We start from the raw sequence: 26,451 nt of genomic DNA, 5'->3' as shown, positions 1-26,451 counted from the left end.
AAGAATTTTATGCTCTTCTATTAGCTTTGCCCTATAATCATGATCGATATTTTTATATACTCGATCAAAGCAATCTGCATACGTATCGAACTCATCTATGATTTTGTCCATTTGACGGTGATAATTGATACCACCCATTGATTTGATTTCAATATGGTTTGCTTCTAGCTTTTCAAGATTCCAGATTGTCCCTTTTTTAGTTTTTATAATCCTTGCCTCAGTCTTGGTACTTTTCAATAAAATATCCATAACATTTTGACTGTACCCTAGTCGTGGTTCCCATGATGAGAGTAGGTTTTTATCATGACACATGAGCATAAAAATGTAAAATGGAAAATTGACTCCATCTTTTTGGATGGTAGAAATATGAAAATGCAATCCTGTATCTTCGTTGGTATAGCCAAATTCTTCTATGAGGGGAAGTATATGGCGGATATAGTGCTTTACTCCCGTTTGCGAAGTAATAGGTATGGATATTTCCAGTCCATGACTTTGTAGCGATTGATCTGGTTTGATTTGAATACAATGATTCTTATCATCTTCGATGGGTAGATTTAACAAATCAACCAAAATATCGGCATTGGTAAATGCTTGTATCTTATTTTTGATTCTCTCTATGGCATCTTTAAAATCGTGGTTTTCAATATCAATGTAAAATTCGAATTCACATCCAAATTGATACTCGTCGTTTTCTCCAACGTTATGACAATTTACCGTATTATTAGGAGTTGCTTTATATCTTTGTGTTGTGCCTGACATCTGTTAGTGCAACTTTTCTAAAAAGTTTTTCAATTGTTTTACTTTATAATCGGTGTTGTTTTCCCAAATCTTTAATGGCGTTTGATGATCTGGAATCTGTGCATCTTCTCGAATATAAGTATATGCGAAATGGACACCGTGATGGGTTTTCACTTTGATTTTTTTTCTTTGATAATAATCAGGTGCCCCTTCAAACTCATCGATTTGGTATAAAAGTTCTTTACGTTGAATTTCATACAGTTCTCCGCTTATATGGTTGATTGGTTTTTTAACCAGATAGGGGTAGTTGCCAAAACTATCTTCAAACATACCAAACTTCCCAACGGTGGAGGCTTTGCCGAGTCTTCTCGTCGATTTTTCTAAAAGCTTGTAATTGTCAAACCCTTTCTTGAGCGATCCATATACAAATAAAAATTCATGAAAGGGTTCTATTCGTTGAAAATAGCCTCGTTTAACGATTGAAATTATCCCTCGCTCGTGCAAACGATGTAAATATTTTCTGATGGTGACTTTTGAAACACCATCTATATCAACTAGCGAGAAAGGAATGATTTCACCTATCGGTAAAGCATTGATTTTACGCTCAAGTTTATCTATGGTATGCATTCTGTTCCTCCTTTTAAAATGTGACTAGATTATACAAGATATTTTATAAAAGTGTCACGTTTATATAAGCTTTTAATTTTAAATATGCCAATAAATAGGCAATAAAACTAAAATGAGTTATAAGATTTTTTTAGGAAGATAGGCTTTGAAAGTCCGTATTTTAGGGGATAATATTGGTTGCGGAAACAGGATTTGAACCTATGACCTTCGGGTTATGAGCCCGACGAGCTACCGAGCTGCTCTATTCCGCGATGTTTTTTCGAAGTTGGATGGGGTGAAGGGATTCGAACCCCTGAATATCGGTACCAAAAACCGAGGCCTTACCGCTTGGCGACACCCCAATGTATCTTTAAAAGTTTTTTTAATGGCTCCGAATACTGGATTCGAACCAGTGGCCAAGTGATTAACAGTCACCTACTCTACCGCTGAGCTAATTCGGAATATCACCTGTTGGTGGTGGACAGAGAGGGGTTCGAACCCTCGGTACCGTTACCAGTACGCATCCTTAGCAGGGATGTGGTTTCAGCCGCTCACCCATCTATCCAAGTTTTTCTTTTCTGATTATTTTCTATTTAGTGGTGGACAGACAGGGATTCGAACCCTGGGAGGTATGACCCTCGCCGGTTTTCAAGACCGGTGCATTAAACCAAGCTCTGCCATCTATCCACTAATTTTGTAAGTTTAATAATAATTTGGAGGCGCCACCCAGATTTGAACTGGGGATAGAAGCTTTGCAGGCTCCGGCCTTACCACTTGGCGATGGCGCCAGTTCTTTTATTATTAATGTTATGGTGCCCGGAGCCGGACTTGAACCGGCACAGTGTTACCACCGAGGGATTTTAAGTCCCTTGCGTCTACCGATTTCGCCATCCGGGCAGATACATACTATTTTTTGACTTCAATAAATAATAATTATTTTAATGGAGCGGGAAACGAGGTTCGAACTCGCGACCCCAACCTTGGCAAGGTTGTGCTCTACCACTGAGCTATTCCCGCATTGTTTTTGTGAGATGGAAGTATAGCAAAAAAAATATTCGCTGTAAAGAGTTTTTAGAGAAAATTTTCGTATAATACGATAATTAATGATGATTTCCGTTTTATGAATCATGAAAAAACGGATCCAAAAGGATATTTTATGCGCAGCGATACCATCAAACGAGGATTTGACAAAACTCCTCACCGTAGTTTACTTCGGGCTACCGGACTTAAAGACGACGATTTTAACAAACCCTTTATCGGAGTAGCGAATTCCCATATCGATATTATCCCAGGACACTTTTTTCTCCAAGAGTACGGCCGTATCGTTAAAGAGGCGATCCGCGAAGCGGGCGGGGTACCGTTTGAGTTCAATACGATTGGTGTAGATGATGGGATCGCGATGGGGCATGATGGAATGTTGTATTCGTTGCCGAGTCGTGAGTTGATTGCGGATAGTATCGAGACGGTGATGAATGCCCATAAGCTTGACGGACTTATTTGTATCCCCAACTGTGACAAAATCGTTCCGGGGATGCTCATGGGGGCGCTGCGCGTCAATGTTCCAACTATTTTCGTCTCAGGCGGACCGATGAAGGCGGGGCACAAAAAAGACGGGACGCCGATCGATTTGGCAACCGCCTTCGAAGCGGTCGGAAAACACGCCGATGGCAAAATGAGCGATGAAGAGCTCTATGAGATTGAGTGTGAGGCGTGTCCGAGCGGCGGAAGCTGTTCGGGGATGTTTACGGCAAACTCGATGAATACCCTCTGTGAAGCAATGGGGGTTGCATTGCCGGGTAACGGTACGGTTCTCGCTATGACTCCTGAGCGGATCGAGATGGTCAAAACAGCGGCACGCCGCATCGTCGAGATGGTCAAAGACGAAAATTCCCAAAAGTGGAATATCCAAAATATTCTGAACGAAAAAGCGATCCATAATGCGTTCGTCGTCGATATGGCAATGGGGGGATCATCCAATACTGTATTGCACATGCTCGGCATCGCCAAAGAGGCGGGGGTTGATTTCGACATTACCCAAATCAACAAAATCTCTGAAAACGTCGCTCACATCGCGAAAATCTCTCCATCGCTCTCAACCGTGCACATGGATGACATCAACCGCGCGGGGGGCGTTAATGCCGTTATGAAAGAGGTGAGCCGTCGCGGCGGAATCCTCCGTACCGATGCGATGACCGTTACGGGTGAGACACTGGGTGAGCGTATCAAAGACGCGGTGATCAAAGATCCGAACATTATCCACACCAATGAAAACGCCTACTCGCCGGTGGGCGGTTTGTCGATTCTTTTCGGAAATCTTGCAGAAGAGGGGGCGGTTGTCAAAACGGCGGGAATCACTCCGAATATGCGCAAGTTCAAAGGACGTGCTGTCTGTTTTAACAGTCAGCAAGAGGCGATTGCCGGAATCGTAGGGCACAAAGTCAAAGCGGGCGATGTTGTCGTAATCCGCTATGAAGGTCCTAAAGGGGGGCCGGGGATGCAAGAGATGCTCGCACCCACGGCACTGATTATGGGTATGGGGCTCGGAGAGAGCGTTGCCCTCATCACCGATGGACGTTTTAGCGGTGCGACACGCGGAGCATCGATCGGTCACGTCAGTCCTGAAGCGGCTGAGGGTGGTTTGATCGCCCTCATCGAAGACGGCGATGAGATCGAGCTCGATGTCGATGCCCATCTATTGCAACTCAACGTCAGCCATGAAGTGTTGGAACAACGTCGCCTTCACTGGAAGCCGATCCAAAAAGAGATCTCGTCCAAATGGCTCAAACGCTACAGTCTTCTTGTCTCCAACGCCTCTAACGGCGCTGCTCTTAAAACAGAGTTATAACATTTTAAGTACCGGAGGGTTGAAACTCCGGTACGATTTTTTGTAACGCTTCTATAATATTCGTGCTCTCGGATAACTTTTCAATATCCTCTTTTAACATTTCGATCGGATAATGGGTTGAACCGGCAATCATAATTGACTCATATGAGGTTTTTTGTTCGCTCTCATCGATCAAGAGCTCTTCGTAGAGTTTTTCCCCAGGGCGTAATCCCGTATAGACGATTTCGATCGGCTGGGTGGCATAGAGACGGATCATCGTTTGGGCTAAGTCGGCAATTTTGACCGATTCACCCATATCGAGGATAAACAGTTCGCCTCCCCGTGCAATGGCTGCCGCTTGGAGTACCAGCTGGCACGCTTCGCTGATGAGCATAAAATAGCGGGTAATATCGGGATGGGTGAGGGTGATGGGTCCGCCTGCTTCGATTTGGGCTTTGAATTTTGGGATAACGCTTCCGCTGGATCCGAGGACGTTACCGAAACGGACGGCTACGATCTCACTGTTTTTCGGATCGACGTTTTGGGCATAAAGCTCTACGATCCGCTTGGTTGTCCCCATGACGTTCGTCGGGCGAACCGCTTTGTCTGTCGAGATGATTACGATTTTGGGGACATTGTGTTCGATCGCACTGTCGATAACGTTGCGACTCCCGATGATGTTGTTTTTGATCGCCATTGGGATGTTCGCTTCGCACAGAGGGACGTGTTTGTAGGCGGCGGCATGGATGACAATATCGGGTGCGCCGTTTTGTATGATCGTATCCAACGTCTCTTTGTCGGTGATGCTGCACAGATAGAGTTCCGCAGAAGGGAGTTTTTCACCGATTTGATACAAATTAAACTCGCTATGGTCGATCAAAAGTAGTTTTGCCGCACCGAATTGGTGACATTGGAGTGAAATTTCGCTTCCGATACTTCCCCCTGCACCCGTGATGAGAACGTTTTTCCCTCGTATAAAGTTTTCAACCGTTTGGGTGTCAAGATCTTTGGGATGGCGCGCCAAAAGCTCTTCGACCGAGAGAGGGGTAATTGACTCCTTTCCGTCCGATAAAAGGGTTGATCGTTTTATATCGCTGATCCCTGCATTGGAGAGAAGCTGATAGGCGCTTTGAAGCGATTCGCTAGGTAGAGTGCCGTCGATAATGGCGGCTTGGATCTTTTGGGTTTCGATGAGTGTCGGAAGAGCTGATTTGCCGGAGATTTTGAGATTTTGAATGGTGGAGTTGATTAAATTGTGGGTGTGATCTTCAACGGAGAGGATGGCAACGGGATAATAATCGTTGGAATCCTCAATCATACTTTTAATCAGATTGGCGGTATTGGGGGAAATTCCGACAACCAGAGTCGGTTTGTGAATGGCACCTTTGCTGGTTTCCAAGGTGAGCCGTTTAGAAAAACGCAAAGCCCCGACGAGGGTGAGTGACAAAATAAAATCGATCCCTATCACACTTCTTGGCATCGGAAGAAAGAGCGACGCATTCAAAAGATAGAGGACGAAAAAAGAAAAAAAGGCGAGAATATGTGCGTATACCAATTTTTTTGCGTCATTCAGACCAAAAAATCGCCACGTAACACGATAAATTCCGAATAGGTAGAAACTTCCCCATTTTAGGAGAGTCAGAGTAAAAAAGACCGTGTAAAATTTAGCAATATGCTCAGGGGGAATGGCAAAGTCAAACCGTAGCGAATACGCAAAATGGAGCGATAGAAAAAAAAGGACAAAATCTGCCGCTAAAAAAAAGAGGAGTCTCTTTTTAAAGCTGGGCTGAAATAAGGTGAAGGATGCGTTTTGTTTTTGCATAAGAGACAATCGTTATATTTTTAGCTTGTAGAGCTTCATCATAGGATTCAAAATGACCGGTTCGAATAAATTGTGGTCGTAGTGTTCGAATACAAACATTTGGATATAGGTGGAGTTAAAGAAATAGTCATCTAAAACCAAAAACTGTCCATAGCTTGCCATAAAAACAACATTCAGCCCGTCTGAGGCAAACGGTTGTTGATTGACCTGAACTTTTTTATCGTTATCGTATCCGACTTGATAGAACGTTTTGATCGGTACCTCTTTGGCTCCTATTTTTAGGGTGCTGTTTGTTTTGTTGATCGAGACACCTTGTCCCAAATCAATCGTTGCACCCATATCTTTGAAATTTTGAGAGGAGTAAAAGAAAGGCTGAGAGGGACTTTTCCCTGATTTTAGATCGAGATTACTAAACAAGGTAACGGTCGGAAAAATTTCCATCATACGTAAGGGGAGACAAAGGTATACGTCACGTGTTTTTGAGGGCATTTTATATTCGGGAAGTGCAAGAGCGGTAATAAAGTCGTTCGGATCTTGAAAATGCTCTTTTTTAATCATCGTTTCAAAATCATTCGACGTTTTATTGGTCTCGCTAAACCCTTTTTCGGTATATTCTGTAAAAAGGCGCATCATGTGGGCCGCAGAAAATCCATCTTGCGCGGAGAGAACGAATGAGGTCGGATAGTTGACGTCACCGCTGTGTTTTCCACCGTCGACCCATGTTTTGACATCGCTGTAGTATCGAAGAGGATATCCGTAATCCCACCAAGATACGACGTAGTCTTCTCGGGAGGCGATTTTACGAAATTGCTCAAGAATTTCTATTTCTTGTGCCGTGAACACTGTCGGGGTCAGATATTCGCGGATGTGTAGATAGTTGGGGTAGATCGCACCGAAGCTGAGGATCATGAGTGTTGCATAACGGAACCATGAATTTTGGATCCGTTGAGAAATCCATACGGCAAAAAAACCAAATCCCAATGCCATAGCGGGAACGGCATAGATGGTGAAGCGGAGCCCTGCAGACATCGCGATAAAACCAAGTCCTACAAGCGGAAGTGTCACTACGAGAGGACGATAAGCGATAAGCGCCATGAGATAACCGACGCATGCGATAATAAAAGTCACCGTGTGTCCGCTTATCCGTTCTGCAAAAACGCTAAAAGGGATATGCCCCGCTTCTCTTACGGTTGAGACAACGTCGTAATAGTGCAGCGATGATGCCGCAGCAATGACGTTTTTGGAGCCTATTCCAAGATACGATTTGAGGCTTCCTAAGATCGGAGTGAACCCGCCCGTAAAAAAGTACAGCGCAATCACAACGGCAAAAATAGCCCAAAACAGTTTTGTCGAGAGCTCTTTTTGAAAATGGAAAAAGGCAAATAATCCTACGGCTAACGCAACTTTTACAGTAAACGGAAGTGCCAAAATACCGATGAGAATAAAGAGCGCGATTTTATAGAGATAGATATTTTTGCGATCAAAAAGGAGCGCATAAGCGATAATAATCCCAAAGAGTCCCGTATCGAGGGTATATGCTTGCGGATACCACCATTGATACAATGCGATAGATACGGTAATGGGAATAAGGTAGCGGTTGCGCTGATGCGTCATAGCAAGAATGAGCGAAAACGTCTCCATGGCGGGAAAAACGATATTGAGCATATCGGTATCGTAGTATCCCATCATGGTGCGGTTATAGTAACTGTTGGCAATGGATCCGACAAGTGCCGCTATAAATCCCATCGTGGTTTGATGGAGGGCGCGCCCGATCAAAATCAAAGGGATGACGATCAATGAGCCTATAACCGCAGGCATATAGAGAATGAGCGTTTCAAAACTGACGGGGAGGATTTTACTGCAAAATGCGGTCAGTTTTGAGAGTGGGCTTTCTACCGGAGAGAGATCGTTTTGCTCGTGATGCCCCTGAAGAATATCACGTGCCCCTTCGGCAAAGAAATAGCCGTCATTGTTGTTGATCATCAACTCATTATTCCAGCGAAACTGGGGGGTGTTTTTAAACGTATCGACCCAGATAAAACGGAGCGAGAGAGAGAACAGATACGCTACCGCTATGAAGATAAAGAGGGTGCGAAAAGAGGTCGTATCTTCGTGTAGTTTTAGCATTGGTTTACACTCCGTTTTTTAGTAGGGGTATTTTAGCCAAAAGGGGTAGCATTATCAATGAATCAACTCTTTCAGACGAGAAACAATCCTATCAACCGTTTCATCGCTCAAAGATGAGCCGCTCGGAAGACAAATCCCGTGTTGGAATAATGTATCGCTTATGCCGTTCAGTCGATTTTGTGCCCCTTGAAACAGAGGTTGTGCGTGCATCGGTTTCCACAACGGACGAGATTCGATATTGTCACGTTCAAGGGCGAGACGAACCTGCTCCGGTGCGATAGATTCAGGTAACATGAGTGTTGTGAGCCAGCGGTTTCCTACACTGTTCGGAAGTTCGGGCATAAACGCTATTCCCTCGATAGAGGCAAGGGCTCTGTGATAGCGCTCATATATCTCGCGGCGGCGTTGTATCCGTTGATCGAGCACTTCCATCTGTCCTCTGCCGATTCCTGCGACGATGTTGGACATACGGTAGTTGTAGCCAAATTCAATGTGTTCGTAGTGGGGAGCAGCTTCACGTGCCTGGGTGCTGAGATGGCGTGCGTGAGCGATGAGTTTTTCATCGTCACTGACGAGCATTCCCCCCCCGCTGGTGGTGATGATTTTATTTCCGTTGAAGCTGTAGACTCCCATTTTCCCGAATGTACCGCTTTGTTTTCCCTCATAGGTCGCCCCCAAACTCTCCGCCGCATCTTCAATCAGATAAACGCCGTAGTGCTCACACAAAGCAGCAAGCCGTTTGATATCGGCACATTGTCCGTAGAGGTGGGTCACGATGAGTGCTTTAGGCTGTTTTTTACCTGTAGCGGCACGATGGGCAAGCTCCTCTTCGAGGAGGTTCGGATCGAGATTCCAACTCGCTGCATCCGAATCGATGAAAAACGGAGTACATCGTTCGTATAGGATCGGAGCAACCGAGCCGATAAATGTGAATGTGCTTGCCATCACTTCATCGCCGTCTTTGATCCCAAGAACCCGCAGTGCCAAATGAATTGCAGCTGTTCCGCTGGTAAGCGCGAGTGCGTATTTTGCCCCGGTATACTCTTTGATCTGCGATTCGAATACATCAACATTGTGTCCCAAAGGGGCAATGTAATTGCTCTCAAACGCTTCTTGGATATAAGCAAGCTCATTTCCTCCCATGTGTGGAGGGGATAAGAAAATACGGTTATTCATGTATACCTCGAATTATTTTTGCAGGGACACCAAAGGCTATAACATTATCAGGAATGTCCGAGAGGACGAGACTGTGTGCACCGACAATGGAGTTTTCACCGACGGTGACGTTTGGTAAAATGGTAGAGTGGCTTCCGATTTTACAATTTTTTTTGAGCACCACTTTTCCTTTTTTATCGTCGATGGTCGAGATAGAATAGATGGAACAATGAGAACCGATTTGGACTTCATCTTCAATAACTACCCCGTATTTGGCGTTGATATAAGAAAACGCTCCAATATCCGTGGCAAAACCAAGTTGGAGCCCCTCTTTGTTTTGCACAATCCAATTGTATTTGGTCGGTTTACCCTCTTCTATTTCAGGGTATTGCCAGTTTTTGAAACGGATTTGCATTATTTTTGATCTCCTTTAAACTTTTCCATTGTTGCACTTGTTGAGGAGTTAATATCATTTCGTTTGAGTACTTTTAAAAAGGTGAGCCAAAGTATTTTCATATCAAGCCAAAATGATTGATGGTCGACATACCACACATCGTATTGAAATTTCTCTTCCCAACTGATAGCGTTTCGTCCGTTAACCTGTGCCCATCCGGTAATTCCGGGGAGAACGTCATGCCGCCGTTTTTGTTCGTCATTATACAATGAAAGATACTCGCATAACAATGGTCGCGGTCCCACAAAACTCATCTCCCCTTTGAGGACGTTTATGAGTTGGGGAAGCTCGTCCAAACTGGCACTGCGGATGAATTTTCCGACCCCTTTTAGTCGTTGCTCATCCGGTAATAATTCTCCCTCTTTGTCTCGCTCATCGCTCATGGTACGAAATTTATAAATGGTGAAAAGTTTTTCTTTATAGCCCGGACGGATTTGGAGAAAAAATACCGGTTTTCCTATCTTCATTAAAATGAGCAAAATTGTTACGATAAAGAGGGGTGAAAATAATAATAACAAGAGGCTTGCCAACGAAAAATCAAATAAACGTTTCATAATATTCCATATACTGTTGAACTACGTTTTCTATAGCAAATTCTCTCAATGCTTTTGTTCTTCCTGCATTTCCCATTGAGATGCGCAACTGGTTGTCCTCAAGTAAATGGGCGATTTTTTCTGCTAAGGCTAGGGAATCTTTCACAGGGACCAAAAAGCCGTTAATGCCATCATCAACCACCTCTTTGCAGCCGACTGTATCGGTGGTGACGATGGGTTTTGCCATAGATGCCGCCTCCATTAAAGTTGCGGGGAGCCCTTCTCGATAGCTTGGAAGAACATATATATCGCAAAGAGCCGTGAGATCGGCTATATCGTTTCTATGTTTTAGCCATTTTACACCATCGGAATTTAAAAAAGCTTCACTTGCGCAGGTCGGATTTCCCTCATCTGTTCCTCCGACGAGTAAAAATTCGGTATCGGGATAGCGGTTTTTCACGATTTTGGCCGCTTCATAATATTCGCGGACTCCTTTGTCCCAGATTGCCCGCGCTACCATCAGCACAACCTTTTTGTCGCTTAGATTGTGGATCTGTTTTAGCGAAATGATTGTATCGTCGGAGTAGTTTTGCATACTGAATTTTTGGGTATCGACCCCGACACTTTTAATGATTTTGACTTTCTCTTTGGGGAGTAGTTTTTTGTTGATCATATACGCCGGATCGTCGGTGTTGACGAACACGCATCCTTGCGAAAGATGAAACGCTCGTTTGTACAACCGCTCCATGATTGTTCGAATGAGTATGGTTTTAGGGGTATTTTTGATATAAAAAGACCCCAACCCCTCCACAAGATTTAAAATGACGGGTATACCTGCTTTGTGTCCCGCGAATGTTCCGTAGATATTGGGTTTGGCGGTAAACGTATGCAGAATATCGATGTTCAAATTTTTGAGTGCATGATAGATGTTATCGATCGATTGCTTTTCGCTAAAAGGGTTTAGCCCTTTTCGATCAATCTCATAGTTGATCACATGGCATCCAATCTCCCGTAACGCCTTGTTTTTATCCCCTTTTGGACATATGGCATACACGGTATGCCCTCTGCGGATTAGCTCTTTCATAATAGGGGTGCGAAAGAGATAGAGATTGAGATCAAGGTGAGAGAGGAAGCCGAAGCGTAAAAGATTCATCGAGTTTTCTTTTGTGTCTGAGATAGGATGGTTTGCAAAAAATCGAGACGTTTTTTTTCTTTTACCCGTGTGTCGAGAACACGTGCAGCAAAATCTCGAATCAGGGTACGATCAATGCCTCTTGCTGATATGCTGAAGCGTTTAATCTCTTCTATGTGTCCAGAAATATTATCAGGCGTATTGGGAAGTTCGAGAATAAACGGTTCTGAATGCGAGGAGAGATCGGTATCTTTGCAGCCTAAAATAACCGGCAACCCGAGTGCGAGATATTGGCGCACTTTCAGTGCGGATGCCTCTTCTAATTCTTTGGCATATAAGGAGAGGGTTCCGATGCCGATATGTGCCGATGCAATCGCTTCAGAAGAAGCCTGATCGTCTAAATAGCCGATTGCTTCAAGATTGGACGGAACGTTACAGTTGAGCTCTTTTTCGAGTTCTTGGGTTGTGAGCCCGATAATCGTAAAATGCTCATTTGGCAATGCGGAGGCTAAAAAGGCAATTTTGTCGATTCCATGCCAACTTTGTCCGGGTGTTCCGATAAATACAAATCGGCAAGAACCCTCCTCTGGGGCTGTTGATGGGATGTTTTTATATTTTTGCGTATCGATTCCGTTGCCTATCACGAGGGTCGGTTTGCCGTATTTCGCAAAAGGCTCAATCAAAGAGAGCTCCCGCGATACGCATACGAATGCAGCGGCATTTTTGAAAAAAAGATCTCGTGTCAGAAGATTATACCAATGTCCGGCACGGCTAAATGTTTTTAGCTCGGCCACATCGTTCGAGTTAATTTCGACGACATAAGGTGCAGCGCGTTTGAGGGTTGAGATAAGATTCGGTACATATAAAAGGGCGCGTGTGTAAATAATATCGGGTTGGAACAGCGCGAGTTTTTTATGTAGTTGGGTAACCGATCGTGCCATTGCGAGATATTTTCGGCTAAATTTTTTGGAGGTGCACACCGATAAGATTTCACTCTCGGCAACGGGACTATCGGGTTTTGAAGATTTCAATGAAAAAAGTTTGGTTTGCATCCCAATTTCTTTCCATTGTGTGATTTGACCGTTCATTTTGTTGGTTACACCACTGGGACGGGAGATATCTTCATGGGTTAAGTAAGCTATTTTCATTGTGGCTCCTTGTGCGTTAGCGCTCTGTCGTACAGGTGACTCCAATCCTCGATACACGTTTCCCAACTCGATAGAGCTCGGATGACTTTTCGGTTTTGCTCTTGAATAAGTCTATTATCGGTTTTGTGGTTCAAAACGCGCAGAAGTGCGATGCCGATCTCGTCAGGAGTATCTATTTGTTCCAGAAGTAATCCCCGCTCAATCCATGGAGAATAGGGGAGCCATGCCCCTGTGATAACTTTTGACCCAGCATACAGGTGTTCTTGCATCGATCCCGAGAACTGGTCGGTTGTAGGGATATGAATCATGATATCGGTAGCTTTTCGAAAAATAGCCACTTGGGTGTTGTTGAGGTAGTCGTTCAGACAAACGGAGCGGATAGGTGAACGGTTTAATCGTTCACGGATGCGTTCACGGTACGAAACGGATCCGCCGTAACTCAAGAGAAACACAAAAATAATATCGGAGGGGAGCTGATCCAAGAGGGTCTCCAATGAATCGATAATTCGTTCGTGCTGTTGAAAAGGGCTGGCGTTGTATCCGCAAGCGACAACCGTATAGGCGGGATTGATGCTGAGGGCTTCTTTACACTCGGAAACAGACATTGAAAGGTGATCGATTGTCTCCAAGGGGGCAAGTCCGAAGCGCGCAATAACGAGTTTTTTGGGATCGATAGAGAACGAGTTTTGAAAATCGTTGCGAGTGGTTTCATTGGCGAAGGTTATCCAGTCGGCTCTCTTCACCAAAATTTTTTGCATCCACCGCCAAATTCCTGAGACGCGATAATAGTCGCTTCCCCAAAAAGAGAGGATCAAGGTACGATAGCGTATTCCCAACAAAGAGAGAATAATTGTATACAAAGGCATGACAAACTGAATATGACAGATGTCATAAGGCTCTTTTTTTGCACATTTTGAATGCAGTGTGGCGGCTTGAATCAGTAACCCTACCTTCGGTAAACGGCAAAAAAAGCGTACCCATTTGGCATGAGGGGTAGGAGTCAATGTATGGATAACCTCTTCGGAATATTTTTTCTCAGATGAATCAAATGTTACCCCATCGATATGTAGGGTTTCTCCGCGTATTTTTTTGAGCCATAGGGCGAAAAAGTGGACAAACGGTGAGTCTGGATTCCCGAGAATAAAAAGCTTCATTGGTGATTACTTTTTGCAAGGGTACGGAGATACAGTCCAAAGAGCAGCAGGGATATGATTCCCGATATGAGAAACGTGATGGATGTTACCCATGCAGCTCCGATGACACCATGTGTTTCAATCGCTTGATGCATAGCTATAGCGGAAAGCGGAATCAATAAAACGGCATGCCATACATTCCAGTTTGCTTTGCCTACGGCTTGTAGGATATTACCAAAGGGGATACGCAAAAGAAAGGTTCCCGCTAAACCGACTAAAAAAATATTTTGCAGGGATGCCGATAGAGGATAATTGTTGCCAAAGCACCACTCTATAAGGGGTTCCGAAAGGAACCACAGCATTGCGATAAGGATCGGAGTCAATAAAGCGAAAATAGAAAAATAGGATCGAATATATTCCATGAGGGCAGATCTATCATGGCTATGGCGAGTGAGATGAAGCAAATCGGCACTCAAAAATGATCCCGGTAAAATGAAGAGGCTGTAGGGGATGATCGTCGCAATTTTGTATGCCGCGATCAAAGATGAATCGGTGCCCGTCGCGGTAAGCAACAATATATCCAGTGAGAAAAAAAGTTGATTCACCATAGCACCGCTTCCGACATGAAACCCATAGTACCAAAAATCACGCTTAGGCATCACAATGTTTCGGTGATGAATTAAAAGCTGAGGTATTGCACTGAGACCGAGAAGCAAGGGGATGAGTGCAAAAAGGGATGCAAAACCGACAATTCCCCATCGGGAAACAAGCCATCCTAGAATAATGAGCAACACGGTGTACGTCATACCTAAAAAAACAAAACGCTTGTTGTCGGACACTATACGACAATAGTTGCGAACGATCTCGAAAAGATTATAGCTCGCAAGTGAAAAAACGATGATCCAGAAAGAGTATTCTCCTTCATCCGAAAAAGAAGGGGAAAAATAAAGATACCAAAGGATTAACCCTATGATTGGAATGATAGAAAAAAACGATCCAAATGCGATAGCGCCTAAAGTCAATATTCGACGCTCATCATCCGTGGGTAGTAAAACACCGTATCGAAGCAGTGCGTGTTGGGCACCTCCTCCGGCGAGTGGCTGAACAACGCCTAGGGCAGTTCGTATTGAAGAGAGTTGACCAAAACCCATGGGTGAAAGGGTTCGAGCCATAACAGCCGTCAGAAGAAAGCTTCCTAACCGTTCTATAAGAATGGAGCCAAAAATCCAAAAACCTTGCCGCTCTCGGAAAGCAACTATACTTGAGAGTGCTTTATGCAGTAATTTCATTGAACATATTTTTCAATAGCAGTTTTTTGCAAGGCTGCTATATCATCTTGTGTGAGTCGTTGTCCATGAAAAATTTTTTGAAACGAATCGGGTGCTTGTACCAAAATATTTTTATCTTCGCATTTTTGAATATAGTCTTGCACAGAATAGAGTACTTTGGCGGGATTGCCGGCTACTACCATATTTGAAGGGATATCTTTTGTAACTACGCTCCCCGCACCGATGATAGCATTGTCGCCAACGGTCACTCCGGGTAAAATGATGGCATTCGCCCCTAAAAAAACATTGTTGCCGATGAGTGTTTTTTGGATTCGGTAACTTCCGGTATGGTACAAAAGACTTGCATCGTGTGCGAGAATTACTGATCCTGGAGCCGAGATAAAATTATCGCCGATTTCTACAAATTGGGGAACCAACCCATCGATAATGGAATTGTTGTATTTAACATTTCCAATGGTATACAGCGGTTGAATAGGGGGAAGAATTTTTAAACGGCGTAATGCTTTTTGGATTATCCCAAACATTCGATAACCTTATGAGAAATGTATGCAATCTCTTCATTACTCAGAAACGGGTTCATCGGAAGACTCATAATCTCTTTTGAAACGCGTTCACACACCGGGAAATCTCCTACTCGGTATCCAAGATATGTAAAACACTCCTGTAAATGCAGCGGCATTGGGTAATGGACGGCTGTTGGAATTCCGGCACTTTTGAGTTTTTCTTGGACTACATCACGGTTTTGTACCCGAATCGAGTATTGTGCATAAGCAGAGGTGTATTCAGGTGCGATAAAAGGGATGGGATATTTTGAAGAGAGCACTGTATCATAGTGATGAGCAACTGTTTGGCGCATCGAGAGATCGCATTCATAGTGTCGTAGTTTGACCAAAAGAACAGCCGCTTGAATCGTGTCAAGGCGTCCTCCGATACCGATATAACGGTGATGATAGCGTTTGCTTTGACCGTGTACCCGAAGGGAACGAATTTTCTCAGCAAGCCGATCATTATCGGTAAAAACGGCTCCTCCGTCTCCAAAGCATCCCAATGGTTTGGCGGGGAAAAAACTCGTACAACCGATCTCACTGAGTCCGCACGATTTTTTACCTTTGTAGGTAGCGCCAAAGCTTTGGGCTCCGTCTTCAATGACAATGAGATGGTACTTTTCTGCAACGGCATTGATCGCATCCATATCGGCACATTGCCCATAGAGACTGACGGGTATGATTGCTTTGGTTTTGGGAGTAATGGCGGCTTCGATTTTAGTAGGATCAATGGTATAGGTCGCTTCGTCGATATCGACAAAGACGGGTATGGCTCCTAAATGAGCAATCATCTCGGCTGTTGCGATAAACGTAAAAGGGGTGGTGATCACTTCATCGCCGGGTGCGATATCGATTGCCATTAATGAGAGTTGCAATGCGTCTGTCCCGCTCGAACACGTAATAGCGTGTTTGACACCGGCGTAATTAGCCAGTTCTTCTTCGAGTTGTATTACCTCTTCACCCATAATGAAGTTGCATTTTTCCATGACGGCATGCACGGCTGTGTCGATCTCTTCTTTATAGAGAAGATAATGTTTTTGTAGATTGGCGAAATCGATGTTCATCCAAGTACCTTTAATAGATCATTTTCGAGTTGATAACGGCTTCCGTCATAAGGATCTATTGCGATTCCATCAGCATCAAAGGAGAGCGTATTTCCAGCGCGACTGACCCAACCGATCTGACGTGCAGGGACACCGACCATTAGTCCATAGGGCTTGACATCACGGTTCACCACGGAGCCGCTGCCGATCAAGGCGTACTCACCGATCGTGACACCGCAAACAATCGTTGCATTGGCACCGATGCTGCAACCCCGTTTTAGAAGTGTTTTTCTGAACTCTTCTCGACGAACGATAAAAGCTCTGGGATTAATGACATTGGTAAAAACCATACTCGGACCTAAAAAGACGTCGTCTTCGCACTCAACACCTTCGTAGATGCTCACATTGTTTTGAACCTTGACACCGTTTCCGATTTTCACTTTTGGTCCTATTACACAGTTTTGACCGAAAGAGCAGTTTTCTCCGATGACAGTGCCGGAGAGAATATGGCTAAAATGCCATATTTTTGTATGATTGCCGATGGTTACTCCATCGTCAATATAGGCACTCTCGTGAGCAATATAGCCGGACATATTAAATTTTCTCGCAAAACGGGTGATAGTTTCCATTTAAGCCGATAGGAGAGAGTTTTCGAATAGCAGAAACAATTTCGATTGAGTTGCGTGCTTCATCCAAACCGAAGCCGCCGCCTTCGAGAATATGTTTATAGCTTGTCGTATGCAAATCGGTAAAGCCTTCGCTAAATTCGAATTCATCACCGTTTACGGTGATACTGCGATACGTCGTTTTGCCGTTAGCTTTCACATCATCGGGGATATACTCGTAGTTGACTGAGAGAAACCAGCGAACACGTGCATTTTTGAGCTTCATGTATCCTGCGTTGGTGTCGGCTTGTTTGATGTGGACAATATTTTCTTCTATAGGACCAAAAATCCATGAGAGCATGTCAAAAAAGTGGACACCGATATTGGAAGCGATACCGCCGCTTTTGGCTTCGTCCCCTTTCCAGCTCACAAAATACCATTTTCCCCGACTGGTTAGATAGGTAAGATCCAAATCGTAAATTTTGGTTGGGTCAGCTTCTATCTCTGCGGCTATTTTGTTTTTTAGAGCAATAATGGAATCGTGTAGACGCAGTTGAAGTATCGTATACACTTTTTTCCCCGTTTCCTCTTCGATGATTTTGAGTTGATCGATATTATGGGGATTTAAAACGAGCGGTTTTTCACAGATAGCATGAGCTCCGCTTTTGAGAGCAAAACGGATATGACTGTCATGCAAATAATTGGGGCTGGCTATCGCAATGTACTCGATTTTTTTATCGTTTTCGCGGTGAAACTTATCGACAAATCGGTCAAAACGTTCAAATTCGGTAAAAAAATGGGCTTGTGGAAAATGGCTATCCATAATTCCGATTCCATCGTATTTGTCCAATGCAGCAACAAGGGTATTTCCGGTCTCTTTGATCGCTTTCATATGGCGAGGAGCGATGTAGCCAGCAGCGCCGATCAATGCAAAATTTTTACTCATTATAATCTCCATGCAGGGTTGGGAACGATTCCTTTGACATCGATGACAACAGGAGACTCGCTGGAAATACGGCGATAATCGTCTTCACTTAAATTTTGAAATTGATTATGTGCCACGGCTAAAATGATTGCGTCATAAAGGGTTTCAGCTTGAAAAGGATTAGGGATGATTTCAACTCGGTAATGGTGTTTTTCTTCGGTAGGATCAACCCATGGATCGTAAATATCGACGGCACAACCATAGGATTCAAGTTCTGCGACAATGTCCAAGACTTTTGTGTTTCGCATATCCGGACAATTTTCTTTGAACGTGACACCTAAAACAAGTACACGTGCATTTTTGATCTTTTTGTCCGATTCAATCATACATTTGATTGTTTTTTCGGCAATGTATTTACTCATCCCGTTATTGATCTGTCGCGCACCCAAAATGAGATTAGGTTTATAGCCCAATTCTTCGGCTTTAAATGTCAGATAATACGGATCAACACCGATGCAGTGCCCACCGACAAGACCGGGCTTTAGTTTGATAAAGTTCCATTTTGTACCAGCGGCTTCGATGACTTCGTTGGTATCAATCCCCATGGTATCAAAAATGAGAGCAAGCTCATTGATGAGTGCGATATTGACGTCTCGTTGGGTGTTTTCAATCACTTTTGATGCTTCAGCGACTTTGATGGAGCTGGCTTTATGGGTTCCGGCCGTAATGATTGAACGGTAAAGTGTATCTACCTGATCGGCAATTTCAGGTGTACTGCCTGATGTCACCTTGAGAATTTTTTTAACCGTGTGCTCTTTGTCTCCCGGATTGATCCGTTCTGGACTATAGCCGCAGAAAAAATCGACATTAAAGGTGAATCCTGACGCACGCTCGAGTTCAGGGACACATACCTCTTCGGTAACACCGGGATAAACAGTACTTTCATAGATGACGATGTCACCTTTTTTGAGCACTTTTCCTACGGTTTGCGATGATTTTATAAGTGGTGTCAAATCTGGGCGGTTGCTGTCATCGATAGGGGTTGGTACGGTAACAATAAAGATATTTGCTGCTCTTAAATCATCAATGCCCTCAGTAAAAAAAGGCTCTCTTTGACCGCTTCAATCTGAGATTTATCAAGCTCTAACGTACGATCGATCCCATTTTTCAGTTCGTCTATGCGACTTTGATTGATATCGAATCCGATTACATGGTACTTTTCGGCAAATGCATGCGCTAACGGTAAACCGACGTACCCTAAACCAACAATAGCAATCCGTGTATTTTTCAAGATTTTAGCCTTTCAAACGTATCCAATTCATCCAATTTTTCCCACGGATAGTCGCTTTGGCCGACTTGACCGCGAGAGGCGACATCGGCATAGAGGAATGTTGTTTCGCTCGGGTGATCGAGATTAAATTTACGGGTGATCCAGTTGGGTGTGAGGGGAAAATTGTCATGTACGAATGAGGAGAGAATATCGTCGTTCAATCCCTCAATACAGGTACCGCAGGTATCGACGGCAACCGAGGTTGGTTTGGCAACCCCGATCGCGTAGCTGATTTGAACGATTGCTTTTTTCGCTAACCCTGCGGCCACGATGTGTTTCGCGATCCAACGCCCCGCATACAATCCTGAACGGTCTACTTTCGTATAATCTTTTGAACTTTGAGCACCTCCACCGATAGGAGCGTAGCCGCCGAAACTATCCACGATCAGTTTGCGTCCCGTCAAACCGCTGTCGTGGAGACTTGAGTGAGAGACGTATTTACCGGTCGGGTTGATGTGGATAATGCAGTTTTTTGGATCAAACAGATTGGTCGGAAGCCCCGTATCGAGGATCAGCTCCATGATCAGCTCACGCACTTGGTCGATATTCATGGTGTTGACACACGGAGCGGAGACGACGATGGTGTGGATCGATTGAGGATTACACGTCTCAAAATTGTCTTTACAGCCGTAATCCATGGTGACTTGAGTTTTAATATCGACACCGAGTTTATGCGGATGTGCCAATGCGTAGTGGTACACTTTCTCCATCAGCATTCGTGCATAGGTGATTGCGCTGGGCATATAGTTTGCCGTTTCACAATCAGCGTATCCGAACATGATCCCCTGATCTCCTGCACCCGTCTCACCGTCTTCTTGGTCAACACCTTGGTTGATGTCGGGAGATTGGCGGTTAAGGAGCACCTGTACCTGAACGTCATCTGGGTGGAGGCACTCTTCGCGCGTGAAATGGGGATGACCGTTATAGCCGATTTTTTTCAGAGCATCGAGGGCGATTTGTTTGTACTCTTTGGTGCTGAGTTCAACTTTGGAAGTAACTTCTCCTCCGATAACGACATGTTTGCCGGCAACGAAAACTTCGCTGGCGACACGGCTTTTCGGATCACCGATGATGAGGCGATCGACGATACTGTCGGCGATGATATCGGCACATTTATCGGGGTGCCCTGGGGAGACGACTTCAGAAGTAAAGAGGTACATAAAACGGTTATTTCCTTGCTAAATATTGATGGTAACATGAATAGCTTCATTATAAGATATTTAAGGCAAAAATTTTCTTAGGGCTTATGGCGTATAATTGCACCAAAAAGGGTTGGCGTGTGCGGAGTATTTGGAATCATCGGTGAGTATAGCCCGCAAAAAGCCCGTACCGCCCTCCAGACACTCTCTCATCGAGGACGCGACCATTGCGGTATCGTTGAGCAAGAAAATCTTTTTTTAGCCCATCAGCGCCTCTCCATCACCGACAATCATCCCCGTTCCCATCAGCCGATGCGCAGAGAAAAAGTTCTTATCAGTTTTAACGGCGAGATTTACAATCATGCGGCATTGCGAGAACAGCTGAACCCGCACCATTGGGAAACGCAGAGCGACACCGAAGTGATTTTGGCGGCGTATGCGCGGTGGGGGATTGGATGTGTTGAGTATCTGGAGGGGATGTTCGCGTTTGCTTTGGTAGATGGGGACAAATGCTATCTCGTGCGAGATCGATTCGGAAAAAAGCCCCTTTTTTATTATCAAGGAAAAGAGGCATTGGTTTTCGCTTCGGAGATCAAGGCGATCAAACCTTTTTTATCGTCGGTTCGACTCAACGATGAGGCACTTCACTCCTATCTCTCCTTTTTAGCCCCCACGCCGCCCCATACGTTTTATGAGGGGATCGAAAAATTAGAGAGCGGCGAATGGCTCTGTTATGAACACGGTATCCTTACCAAGCACCGCTATTACGATCTACTCAATACTCCATCTTCCGTAATCACGGATCGTGAGGATGCGTTGCAACGGATCGAAAAAGAGTTGCATCGCTCCATCTCCGCTCGTCTGGATACGGATGCGCCGATTGCGGCGCTTCTCTCGGGCGGTTTGGACAGTGCGATGATTTGCGCCGTCGCTTCAGCTCAGGGGAAGAAACTCCCCGTTTTTACTCTCGGGTACGATGAATACGGCGCGTATGACGAGCGGCGTAATGCGGCAATTACGGCGGAATATTTAGGGTTAGCGCACACCGAGGTGGTTATTTCTCAAAACGATTTCGATAAGCATTTGGATGAGCTGTTGGTCCATATGGATGAGCCACTCAATGATCCCGCCGCGTTGCCTCTGTATCTGCTGATGCAAAAAATCGGCGAGAATGGGTACAAAGTCCTCCTCAGTGGGGAAGGTTCGGACGAACTATTTTTGGGGTATCGGCAGTATTTCGAGTATCTCGACATCGAAAAAGCCGCATCGCTTCACCATAAAAACTGGCTCAAAAAATATTTTCACAGCCATTTTTCGATGAATCGTGAATGGGAGTGGTACAAGCGGGTGTTTGATGAGACGCTGCTGTTTCGCACTTCGGGGGAAAAATTTACCGATTTGCAGCAAAATAAGCTCTTTCGCCGCAATGTTCGGGATAATGAATCACTCCGATTTTTACAGAAATATCGGGATGAATTTGAAAAAACGGGACACACCGATCCAAGCATTTGGTACAGCATGATCGACTTGAAACTCTTTGTCGGAGAGCATTTTTTGAGTAAACTGGATCGGGTTTCGATGGCGCACACCCTCGAAGCGCGGACGCCGTTTTTGGATCATCGGCTTGCCGAGACGGTGCTCTTGGTTGATCCCGCACTTCGTATCGGTAGCGGGAAGAGTAAAACACTTCTCAAGCAGATTGCCCGAAACTATCTTGGCGATGAGATTATCGATCGGCGTAAAAAAGGGTTTGCTAACCCCTACATGGAGTGGTTGATCGCCTCTGGACGGTTGGATTTGATACGGGAAGTGAATGAAAAAACGGGATTGTTCTATCCCGAAGTGATTGAAGAATACTTGGAGTTAGCCAGACGAGGGAAATTTAAACAGCATGTCTGGGGACTTTATGTCCTCAGTCATTGGATAAAGCGGGAATTATTGTAATGTTGTCATACCCGCGTAGGCGGGCATCCAGCTAGATTCCCGTCTTCACGGGAATGACGAAGAGAAGAATTACTTCTTCTCCAACAACAAGGCGAGTTCTAATGTTCCGCTAACGTAATTTGCAAAAAAGCTCATAATCCCCTCGTCTTTGTCATCAAAATCTCCGTTGTATTTATTGAGAAGCTGGATAACACCGATCACCTCTTGGCGAGAGTTGAAGATGGGGATGGCGAGGATATTACGGGTTACAAAACCGCTTTTTTCATCGATTTTCGCCAAAAACCGACTGTCTTCATACGGTGTATTGACAAGTTGCACTGCTTTTTTCAAAACGGTATCGCCGACGATTCCCGAATCGATTCCGATAGCGATACGTCCGATTCCGTCACTCAGTTTTGTCCATAGCATTCCTCCCTCGCGATCGACGATAAAGATGGAACAGCGTTCGGCATTGACAATCGCTTTTGCCTCTTCCGCGATCGTCGGTAACGCCTCTTCGATATGATCCAGACCGCTCAGTTTTTTACCGAAATCGGCAATCCGTTTGTAGATTTCTAAACTCATTCTACCCCTTTTTTTAGTAAAGTAGCTTCATCATCAAAGAGCATAGCAAGCTCTAGATACCCGCTGATATAATGTGCAAAAAAGATCATAAATTTTGCATCTTCCTTGGAAAATCCTCCCGGTTTATTCAGGAGCTGAAACACACCGATAATATGACGGGCAGAAACAAAAATGGGGATAGATGCGATGTTTTCCGTGACAAACCCCGTTTTATTGTCGATAGTATGTAAAAACCGTTCATCCTCATAGGGGTTGTTGACCAAAATAGGTTTTCCCTCTTTGAGGGTATGCCCGACAATCCCGTCATCTTTGTGTACCATGATTTTTTCGATACCGTCAGCCAACGTTGTCCACAGCATTTGAATTTTCGGATTGTAGATAAAAATAGAGCAGCGTTCAGCCCCGCTGACTTGCTTGGCATATTCAGAAATCATGTGGAGCCCTTCGGAAAGGGTCGGATGTTTCAGCAGCGCTCGTCCAAAATCGGCTAGTGCAGTAAACGAAGTTTGCATGGATAACCCCAACAAAATAAAATCATAAAAAATAAATCGTATCTATATTAAAGCTTAAAAAGGAAATTTTTTGATGCGGATTGAGTATAGAAGGATAAGTTCTCCCTTCAAAAGGGAGAGAAGTTTTAGAGATTGTGCTCTTTTTTATACGCAATGATCATAGCGTATGCTTCGTCTTTAAGTGATAGTTTTTCTTTTTTTAGTTTTTCGAGTTCAAGATCGCTCAACGGAATTTCGCCGTTTTCAGCCTTTGTGATTTGGTTATCAAGTTCGTTGTGTTTGTCAAAAACTTTCAAAAAGTGGGCATTTGCCGCACCGTTTTCTTTCATGTGAGTGATAACATCGCGGTATTCGTGCAACATTTGAGTGTCCTTGCGTGGAAATTTATCGAAATTATACCATTACTTAATTTAAAATCCGTGGAAGGGTAATCCCCTCTTGCCCTTGGTATTTTCCGCTTTTGTCTTTGTAGGATGTTTCACACATTTCATCCCCTTGCAAAAAGAGTACTTGTGCAATCCCCTCGTTGGCATAAATTTTGGCCGGAAGCGGCGTAGTGTTGGAAATTTCGATCGTGATGTGCCCTTCGAATTCGGGTTCGAACGGGGTGACGTTGACGATGATTCCGCAGCGTGCATAGGTTGATTTTCCCAAGCAGATCGCTAAAACGTCACGAGGGATTTTGAAATACTCCACTGTACGTGCCAATGCAAACGAGTTAGGGGGAACGATACAGACATCCCCGACAAAATCGACGACGTTCATATCGTCAAAATGTTTCGGATCGACGACCGTCGAATTTAGATTGGTAAAAATTTTGAATTCATTCGTCACGCGGATATCATAACCGTACGAACTAAGCCCGTAACTGACGACGCCGACTCCCACTTGATCTTCACAAAACGGGGTAATCATCTCCTCGTTTAACGCCTTTTCTCGTATCCATCCGTCGCTTTTAAGACCCATCTTCTATCCGTTGTTAATTTTATTTGTGGTAGTATAGCACATCTATTACCCTACTTTTAGGAGCATTTTCCAATGGATATGAAACAAATTAAAGCCCTTTTGCAAGAGTTTGATGCAAGTACTCTTTCAAAATTAAAAATTACTCAAGACGCTTTTTCGATTGAACTTGAAAAAAATATCGGTGTGGCTGCCGCACCAGCTATGGCTGCTCCGGTGGCGGTTGCTGCGACAGCCCCTGCTGCGCCGGCGGCTGTGATTGAAGCCGCTGCTCCTGCTGCGCCGGTTCATACCGGAGACATGATCCTCTCACCTATGGTAGGGACATTTTATGCGGCTCCGTCACCGGATTCGGCTCCGTTTGTCAAAGTTGGTGACCGTGTTAAAAAAGGACAAGTGATCGCTGTTTTGGAAGCAATGAAAATTATGAATGAATTGGAAGCTGAATTTGATTGCGAAATCGTGAGTATTTTGGTATCTGATGCTCAAGCAGTCGAATACGATATGCCGTTATTTGCTGTCAAGAAGCTCTAAATCATGGCAGAGATCAAACGTATTTTAGTCGCGAATCGTGGTGAAATCGCGCTTCGTGCCATTCGTACAATCAAAGAGATGGGAAAAGAAGCGGTAGCGGTCTACTCCACTGCCGATAAAGAGGCATCCTATTTGAAGCTTGCCGATGCAGCGATTTGTATCGGTGGGGCTCCAAGCTCTCAAAGTTATCTCAATATCCCCGCTATTATTGCGGCGTGTGAAATCAGCGGATGTGACGCGGTATTTCCAGGATACGGGTTTTTGTCTGAAAACCAACATTTTGTAGAGATTTGTACCCACCACGGGATCAAATTTATCGGACCGACTCCCGAAGTTATGGTGATGATGTCGGATAAATCCAAAGCCAAAGAGGTGATGATCGCCGCAGGCGTTCCGGTCGTTCCGGGATCTGATGGTGCGATCAAAGACATCGCCGAAGCAAAAGTACGCGCCAAAGAGGTCGGTTATCCGGTTATCCTCAAAGCCGCAGCCGGCGGCGGTGGACGCGGTATGCGTGTTGTCGAAGACGAAAGCTATATCGAAAACGCCTTTTTGGCGGCCGAAGCGGAAGCGATCGGTGCATTCGGTGACGGTACGATTTACATGGAGAAATTCATTAAAAATCCTCGCCATATCGAAGTTCAGGTGATCGCGGACAGCCACGGCAACGTATTGCACATCGGCGAGCGTGACTGTTCTATGCAGCGCCGTCACCAAAAGCTGATCGAAGAATCCCCTGCAGTAGCGTTGACTCCTGAAATCCGTGCAGAGTTGCACGCCTCGGCGGTTCGTGCCACCAAATACATCAAATATGAGGGCGCAGGGACATTCGAGTATCTTCTCGATGCCGATAAAAATTTCTACTTTATGGAGATGAATACCCGTCTTCAAGTAGAACACTGCGTCTCCGAGATGGTGAGTGGGCTTGACTTGATCGAGATGATGATCCGCGTGGCAGAGGGTGAGGCGCTTCCGAGCCAAGAAAGCGTGGTTCTCACCGGACACTCGATTGAGTGTCGTATTACCGCCGAAGATCCGGTGAAATTTTTGCCGTGTCCGGGAAAAATCACACAGTGGATCGCTCCGGGCGGACGTAATGTCCGTATCGATACCCACGCCCACGCGGGATACATTGTCCCTCCGACGTACGATTCGATGATCGGAAAATTGATCGTTTACGGAAAAGATCGTGATGATGCGATTAAGAGAATGCACCGAGCGCTCAGCGAATTTACGATCACGGGGATCAAAACAACGATTCCGTTTCACATGAAAATGATGAAAAACCCCGATTTCATCAATAATCACTTCGATACCAAATATCTCGAAAATTACAACGGCTGATTGCCGCTGTAATTCCCCTTTTTTCGTAACCACTCACCCACC

General features: G+C 44.8%; 24 protein-coding genes, 8 tRNA genes and 1 pseudogene. 4 read left to right on the top strand and 29 right to left on the bottom strand.

All coding sequences use genetic code 11. The annotated features are described in order from the left end of the window. The 10 genes from JHC35_RS05685 to JHC35_RS05640 form a co-directional block, all read right to left on the bottom strand. On the bottom strand, nt 1–759 hold a 759-nt coding region (locus tag JHC35_RS05685), incomplete at its 3' end, for a hypothetical protein (protein WP_295042859.1). A 3-nt stretch (nt 760–762) separates the two neighbouring features. After that, nucleotides 763–1,365, bottom strand: coding sequence for a gamma-glutamylcyclotransferase (locus JHC35_RS05680; RefSeq protein WP_295042857.1), 603 nt, complete (start codon nt 1,363–1,365; stop codon nt 763–765). A gap of 174 nt (nt 1,366–1,539) precedes the next feature. Beyond that, nucleotides 1,540–1,616 (bottom strand) — tRNA-Met (locus JHC35_RS05675). A 15-nt stretch (nt 1,617–1,631) separates the two neighbouring features. Beyond that, nucleotides 1,632–1,706, bottom strand: a tRNA-Gln gene (locus JHC35_RS05670). 24 nt (nt 1,707–1,730) lie between these two features. After that, nucleotides 1,731–1,805: transfer RNA gene (locus tag JHC35_RS05665), tRNA-Asn, on the bottom strand. Nucleotides 1,806–1,819: 14 nt separating this feature from the next. Further along, nucleotides 1,820–1,909, bottom strand: a tRNA-Ser gene (locus JHC35_RS05660). Nucleotides 1,910–1,941: 32 nt separating this feature from the next. Beyond that, nucleotides 1,942–2,031, bottom strand: a tRNA-Ser gene (locus JHC35_RS05655). Nucleotides 2,032–2,058: 27 nt separating this feature from the next. Continuing rightward, nucleotides 2,059–2,132: transfer RNA gene (locus tag JHC35_RS05650), tRNA-Cys, on the bottom strand. 22 nt (nt 2,133–2,154) lie between these two features. Further along, nucleotides 2,155–2,241: transfer RNA gene (locus JHC35_RS05645), tRNA-Leu, on the bottom strand. A gap of 45 nt (nt 2,242–2,286) precedes the next feature. Next, nucleotides 2,287–2,361 (bottom strand) — tRNA-Gly (locus JHC35_RS05640). 139 nt (nt 2,362–2,500) lie between these two features. Between JHC35_RS05640 and ilvD the strand changes: the two genes are divergently transcribed. After that, nucleotides 2,501–4,189, top strand: a complete 1,689-nt coding sequence (gene ilvD, locus JHC35_RS05635) for a dihydroxy-acid dehydratase (RefSeq protein ID WP_295042855.1) — start codon at nt 2,501–2,503, stop codon at nt 4,187–4,189. A gap of 4 nt (nt 4,190–4,193) precedes the next feature. On the opposite strand, the gene JHC35_RS05630 is transcribed toward ilvD, so the two are convergent. The 15 genes and pseudogenes from JHC35_RS05630 to metK form a co-directional block, all read right to left on the bottom strand. Continuing rightward, nucleotides 4,194–5,990 (bottom strand): nucleoside-diphosphate sugar epimerase/dehydratase, encoded by a 1,797-nt coding sequence (locus tag JHC35_RS05630; RefSeq protein WP_295042861.1) that lies wholly within the window; start codon nt 5,988–5,990, stop codon nt 4,194–4,196. A 12-nt stretch (nt 5,991–6,002) separates the two neighbouring features. Beyond that, on the bottom strand, nt 6,003–8,117 hold the full coding sequence (locus JHC35_RS05625) for an STT3 domain-containing protein (RefSeq protein ID WP_295042853.1): 2,115 nt from the start codon (nt 8,115–8,117) through the stop codon (nt 6,003–6,005). A 54-nt stretch (nt 8,118–8,171) separates the two neighbouring features. Then, nucleotides 8,172–9,293 (bottom strand): UDP-N-acetylbacillosamine transaminase, encoded by a 1,122-nt coding sequence (gene pglE, locus JHC35_RS05620; protein ID WP_295042851.1) that lies wholly within the window; start codon nt 9,291–9,293, stop codon nt 8,172–8,174. Beyond that, a complete protein-coding gene (locus JHC35_RS05615) occupies nt 9,286–9,687 on the bottom strand; it encodes an acyltransferase (protein ID WP_295042849.1) in 402 nt (133 codons plus the stop codon). Before JHC35_RS05615 ends, pglE begins: the two co-directional genes overlap by 8 nt. Further along, nucleotides 9,687–10,280 carry a sugar transferase gene (locus JHC35_RS05610; RefSeq protein ID WP_295042847.1) on the bottom strand — a complete coding sequence of 198 codons (594 nt, stop codon included), beginning with the start codon at nt 10,278–10,280 and terminating at the stop codon, nt 9,687–9,689. The genes JHC35_RS05615 and JHC35_RS05610 overlap by 1 nt, the downstream gene beginning before the upstream one ends. Next, on the bottom strand, nt 10,264–11,412 hold the full coding sequence (locus tag JHC35_RS05605) for a glycosyltransferase family 4 protein (protein WP_295042845.1): 1,149 nt from the start codon (nt 11,410–11,412) through the stop codon (nt 10,264–10,266). Before JHC35_RS05605 ends, JHC35_RS05610 begins: the two co-directional genes overlap by 17 nt. Further along, nucleotides 11,409–12,539, bottom strand: a complete 1,131-nt coding sequence (locus tag JHC35_RS05600) for a hypothetical protein (protein ID WP_295042843.1) — start codon at nt 12,537–12,539, stop codon at nt 11,409–11,411. Before JHC35_RS05600 ends, JHC35_RS05605 begins: the two co-directional genes overlap by 4 nt. Further along, complete coding sequence (locus tag JHC35_RS05595; RefSeq protein ID WP_295042841.1) at nt 12,536–13,693, bottom strand: glycosyltransferase; 1,158 nt, start codon at nt 13,691–13,693, stop codon at nt 12,536–12,538. Before JHC35_RS05595 ends, JHC35_RS05600 begins: the two co-directional genes overlap by 4 nt. Further along, a complete protein-coding gene (locus JHC35_RS05590; protein WP_295042839.1) occupies nt 13,690–14,961 on the bottom strand; it encodes a hypothetical protein in 1,272 nt (423 codons plus the stop codon). The genes JHC35_RS05595 and JHC35_RS05590 overlap by 4 nt, the downstream gene beginning before the upstream one ends. Continuing rightward, nucleotides 14,958–15,485, bottom strand: a complete 528-nt coding sequence (locus JHC35_RS05585; protein WP_295042837.1) for a DapH/DapD/GlmU-related protein — start codon at nt 15,483–15,485, stop codon at nt 14,958–14,960. Before JHC35_RS05585 ends, JHC35_RS05590 begins: the two co-directional genes overlap by 4 nt. Then, nucleotides 15,473–16,570 (bottom strand): DegT/DnrJ/EryC1/StrS family aminotransferase, encoded by a 1,098-nt coding sequence (locus JHC35_RS05580; protein WP_295042835.1) that lies wholly within the window; start codon nt 16,568–16,570, stop codon nt 15,473–15,475. The genes JHC35_RS05585 and JHC35_RS05580 overlap by 13 nt, the downstream gene beginning before the upstream one ends. Further along, the gene (locus JHC35_RS05575; protein WP_295042834.1) at nt 16,567–17,142 is read right to left on the bottom strand and encodes an acyltransferase; all 576 of its coding nucleotides are present in this window, start codon (nt 17,140–17,142) and stop codon (nt 16,567–16,569) included. The genes JHC35_RS05580 and JHC35_RS05575 overlap by 4 nt, the downstream gene beginning before the upstream one ends. A 1-nt stretch (nt 17,143) precedes the next feature. After that, nucleotides 17,144–18,100 carry a Gfo/Idh/MocA family oxidoreductase gene (locus JHC35_RS05570; RefSeq protein WP_295042832.1) on the bottom strand — a complete coding sequence of 319 codons (957 nt, stop codon included), beginning with the start codon at nt 18,098–18,100 and terminating at the stop codon, nt 17,144–17,146. Beyond that, nucleotides 18,100–19,370: pseudogene (locus JHC35_RS05565) on the bottom strand (nucleotide sugar dehydrogenase). The gene JHC35_RS05570 and the pseudogene JHC35_RS05565 overlap by 1 nt, the downstream one beginning before the upstream one ends. Then, nucleotides 19,367–20,569, bottom strand: coding sequence for a methionine adenosyltransferase (gene metK / locus JHC35_RS05560; RefSeq protein ID WP_295042830.1), 1,203 nt, complete (start codon nt 20,567–20,569; stop codon nt 19,367–19,369). The pseudogene JHC35_RS05565 and the gene metK overlap by 4 nt, the downstream one beginning before the upstream one ends. Nucleotides 20,570–20,686: 117 nt before the next feature. On the opposite strand from metK, the gene asnB reads away from it, so the two are divergent. After that, nucleotides 20,687–22,492, top strand: a complete 1,806-nt coding sequence (gene asnB, locus JHC35_RS05555) for an asparagine synthase (glutamine-hydrolyzing) (RefSeq protein ID WP_295042828.1) — start codon at nt 20,687–20,689, stop codon at nt 22,490–22,492. A 69-nt stretch (nt 22,493–22,561) separates the two neighbouring features. On the opposite strand, the gene JHC35_RS05550 is transcribed toward asnB, so the two are convergent. The 4 genes from JHC35_RS05550 to dcd form a co-directional block, all read right to left on the bottom strand. Then, nucleotides 22,562–23,056 (bottom strand): GAF domain-containing protein, encoded by a 495-nt coding sequence (locus tag JHC35_RS05550; RefSeq protein WP_295042826.1) that lies wholly within the window; start codon nt 23,054–23,056, stop codon nt 22,562–22,564. Further along, entirely contained in the window at nt 23,053–23,568 is a 516-nt protein-coding gene (locus tag JHC35_RS05545; protein ID WP_295042824.1) for a GAF domain-containing protein, read from the bottom strand. The genes JHC35_RS05550 and JHC35_RS05545 overlap by 4 nt, the downstream gene beginning before the upstream one ends. 125 nt (nt 23,569–23,693) lie before the next feature. After that, entirely contained in the window at nt 23,694–23,930 is a 237-nt protein-coding gene (locus JHC35_RS05540; RefSeq protein ID WP_295042822.1) for a DUF465 domain-containing protein, read from the bottom strand. A 43-nt stretch (nt 23,931–23,973) separates the two neighbouring features. After that, entirely contained in the window at nt 23,974–24,534 is a 561-nt protein-coding gene (gene dcd / locus JHC35_RS05535; protein ID WP_295042820.1) for a dCTP deaminase, read from the bottom strand. 72 nt (nt 24,535–24,606) lie between these two features. Between dcd and accB the strand changes: the two genes are divergently transcribed. Both accB and JHC35_RS05525 read left to right on the top strand, forming a co-directional pair. Beyond that, on the top strand, nt 24,607–25,065 hold the full coding sequence (gene accB / locus JHC35_RS05530; protein WP_295042818.1) for an acetyl-CoA carboxylase biotin carboxyl carrier protein: 459 nt from the start codon (nt 24,607–24,609) through the stop codon (nt 25,063–25,065). A gap of 3 nt (nt 25,066–25,068) precedes the next feature. Then, nucleotides 25,069–26,409 carry an acetyl-CoA carboxylase biotin carboxylase subunit gene (locus tag JHC35_RS05525; protein WP_295042815.1) on the top strand — a complete coding sequence of 447 codons (1,341 nt, stop codon included), beginning with the start codon at nt 25,069–25,071 and terminating at the stop codon, nt 26,407–26,409. Nucleotides 26,410–26,451 lie beyond the last annotated feature (42 nt).

It is taken from the genome of Sulfuricurvum sp., from assembly GCF_022759005.1.
GTDB lineage: Bacteria > Campylobacterota > Campylobacteria > Campylobacterales > Sulfurimonadaceae > Sulfuricurvum.
This window is presented reverse-complemented; position numbering and strand designations above follow the sequence as displayed.

What these genes read in the sequence shown, in the direction of transcription:
- JHC35_RS05610 (WP_295042847.1), bottom strand. Translation starts at nt 10,280, where the DNA reads ATGAAACGTTTATTTGATTTTTCGTTGGCAAGCCTCTTGTTATTATTA.
- JHC35_RS05600 (WP_295042843.1), bottom strand. Translation starts at nt 12,539, where the DNA reads ATGAAAATAGCTTACTTAACCCATGAAGATATCTCCCGTCCCAGTGGT.
- JHC35_RS05595 (WP_295042841.1), bottom strand. Translation starts at nt 13,693, where the DNA reads ATGAAGCTTTTTATTCTCGGGAATCCAGACTCACCGTTTGTCCACTTT.
- JHC35_RS05585 (WP_295042837.1), bottom strand. Translation starts at nt 15,485, where the DNA reads ATGTTTGGGATAATCCAAAAAGCATTACGCCGTTTAAAAATTCTTCCC.
- JHC35_RS05525 (WP_295042815.1), top strand. Translation starts at nt 25,069, where the DNA reads ATGGCAGAGATCAAACGTATTTTAGTCGCGAATCGTGGTGAAATCGCG.
- JHC35_RS05590 (WP_295042839.1), bottom strand. Translation starts at nt 14,961, where the DNA reads ATGAAATTACTGCATAAAGCACTCTCAAGTATAGTTGCTTTCCGAGAG.
- JHC35_RS05580 (WP_295042835.1), bottom strand. Translation starts at nt 16,570, where the DNA reads ATGAACATCGATTTCGCCAATCTACAAAAACATTATCTTCTCTATAAA.
- JHC35_RS05550 (WP_295042826.1), bottom strand. Translation starts at nt 23,056, where the DNA reads ATGAGTTTAGAAATCTACAAACGGATTGCCGATTTCGGTAAAAAACTG.
- pglE (WP_295042851.1), bottom strand. Translation starts at nt 9,293, where the DNA reads ATGAATAACCGTATTTTCTTATCCCCTCCACACATGGGAGGAAATGAG.
- dcd (WP_295042820.1), bottom strand. Translation starts at nt 24,534, where the DNA reads ATGGGTCTTAAAAGCGACGGATGGATACGAGAAAAGGCGTTAAACGAG.
- accB (WP_295042818.1), top strand. Translation starts at nt 24,607, where the DNA reads ATGGATATGAAACAAATTAAAGCCCTTTTGCAAGAGTTTGATGCAAGT.
- JHC35_RS05545 (WP_295042824.1), bottom strand. Translation starts at nt 23,568, where the DNA reads ATGCAAACTTCGTTTACTGCACTAGCCGATTTTGGACGAGCGCTGCTG.
- JHC35_RS05615 (WP_295042849.1), bottom strand. Translation starts at nt 9,687, where the DNA reads ATGCAAATCCGTTTCAAAAACTGGCAATACCCTGAAATAGAAGAGGGT.
- JHC35_RS05625 (WP_295042853.1), bottom strand. Translation starts at nt 8,117, where the DNA reads ATGCTAAAACTACACGAAGATACGACCTCTTTTCGCACCCTCTTTATC.
- ilvD (WP_295042855.1), top strand. Translation starts at nt 2,501, where the DNA reads ATGCGCAGCGATACCATCAAACGAGGATTTGACAAAACTCCTCACCGT.
- JHC35_RS05605 (WP_295042845.1), bottom strand. Translation starts at nt 11,412, where the DNA reads ATGAATCTTTTACGCTTCGGCTTCCTCTCTCACCTTGATCTCAATCTC.
- JHC35_RS05680 (WP_295042857.1), bottom strand. Translation starts at nt 1,365, where the DNA reads ATGCATACCATAGATAAACTTGAGCGTAAAATCAATGCTTTACCGATA.
- JHC35_RS05570 (WP_295042832.1), bottom strand. Translation starts at nt 18,100, where the DNA reads ATGAGTAAAAATTTTGCATTGATCGGCGCTGCTGGCTACATCGCTCCT.
- JHC35_RS05575 (WP_295042834.1), bottom strand. Translation starts at nt 17,142, where the DNA reads ATGTCCGGCTATATTGCTCACGAGAGTGCCTATATTGACGATGGAGTA.
- JHC35_RS05540 (WP_295042822.1), bottom strand. Translation starts at nt 23,930, where the DNA reads ATGTTGCACGAATACCGCGATGTTATCACTCACATGAAAGAAAACGGT.
- JHC35_RS05630 (WP_295042861.1), bottom strand. Translation starts at nt 5,990, where the DNA reads ATGCAAAAACAAAACGCATCCTTCACCTTATTTCAGCCCAGCTTTAAA.
- metK (WP_295042830.1), bottom strand. Translation starts at nt 20,569, where the DNA reads ATGTACCTCTTTACTTCTGAAGTCGTCTCCCCAGGGCACCCCGATAAA.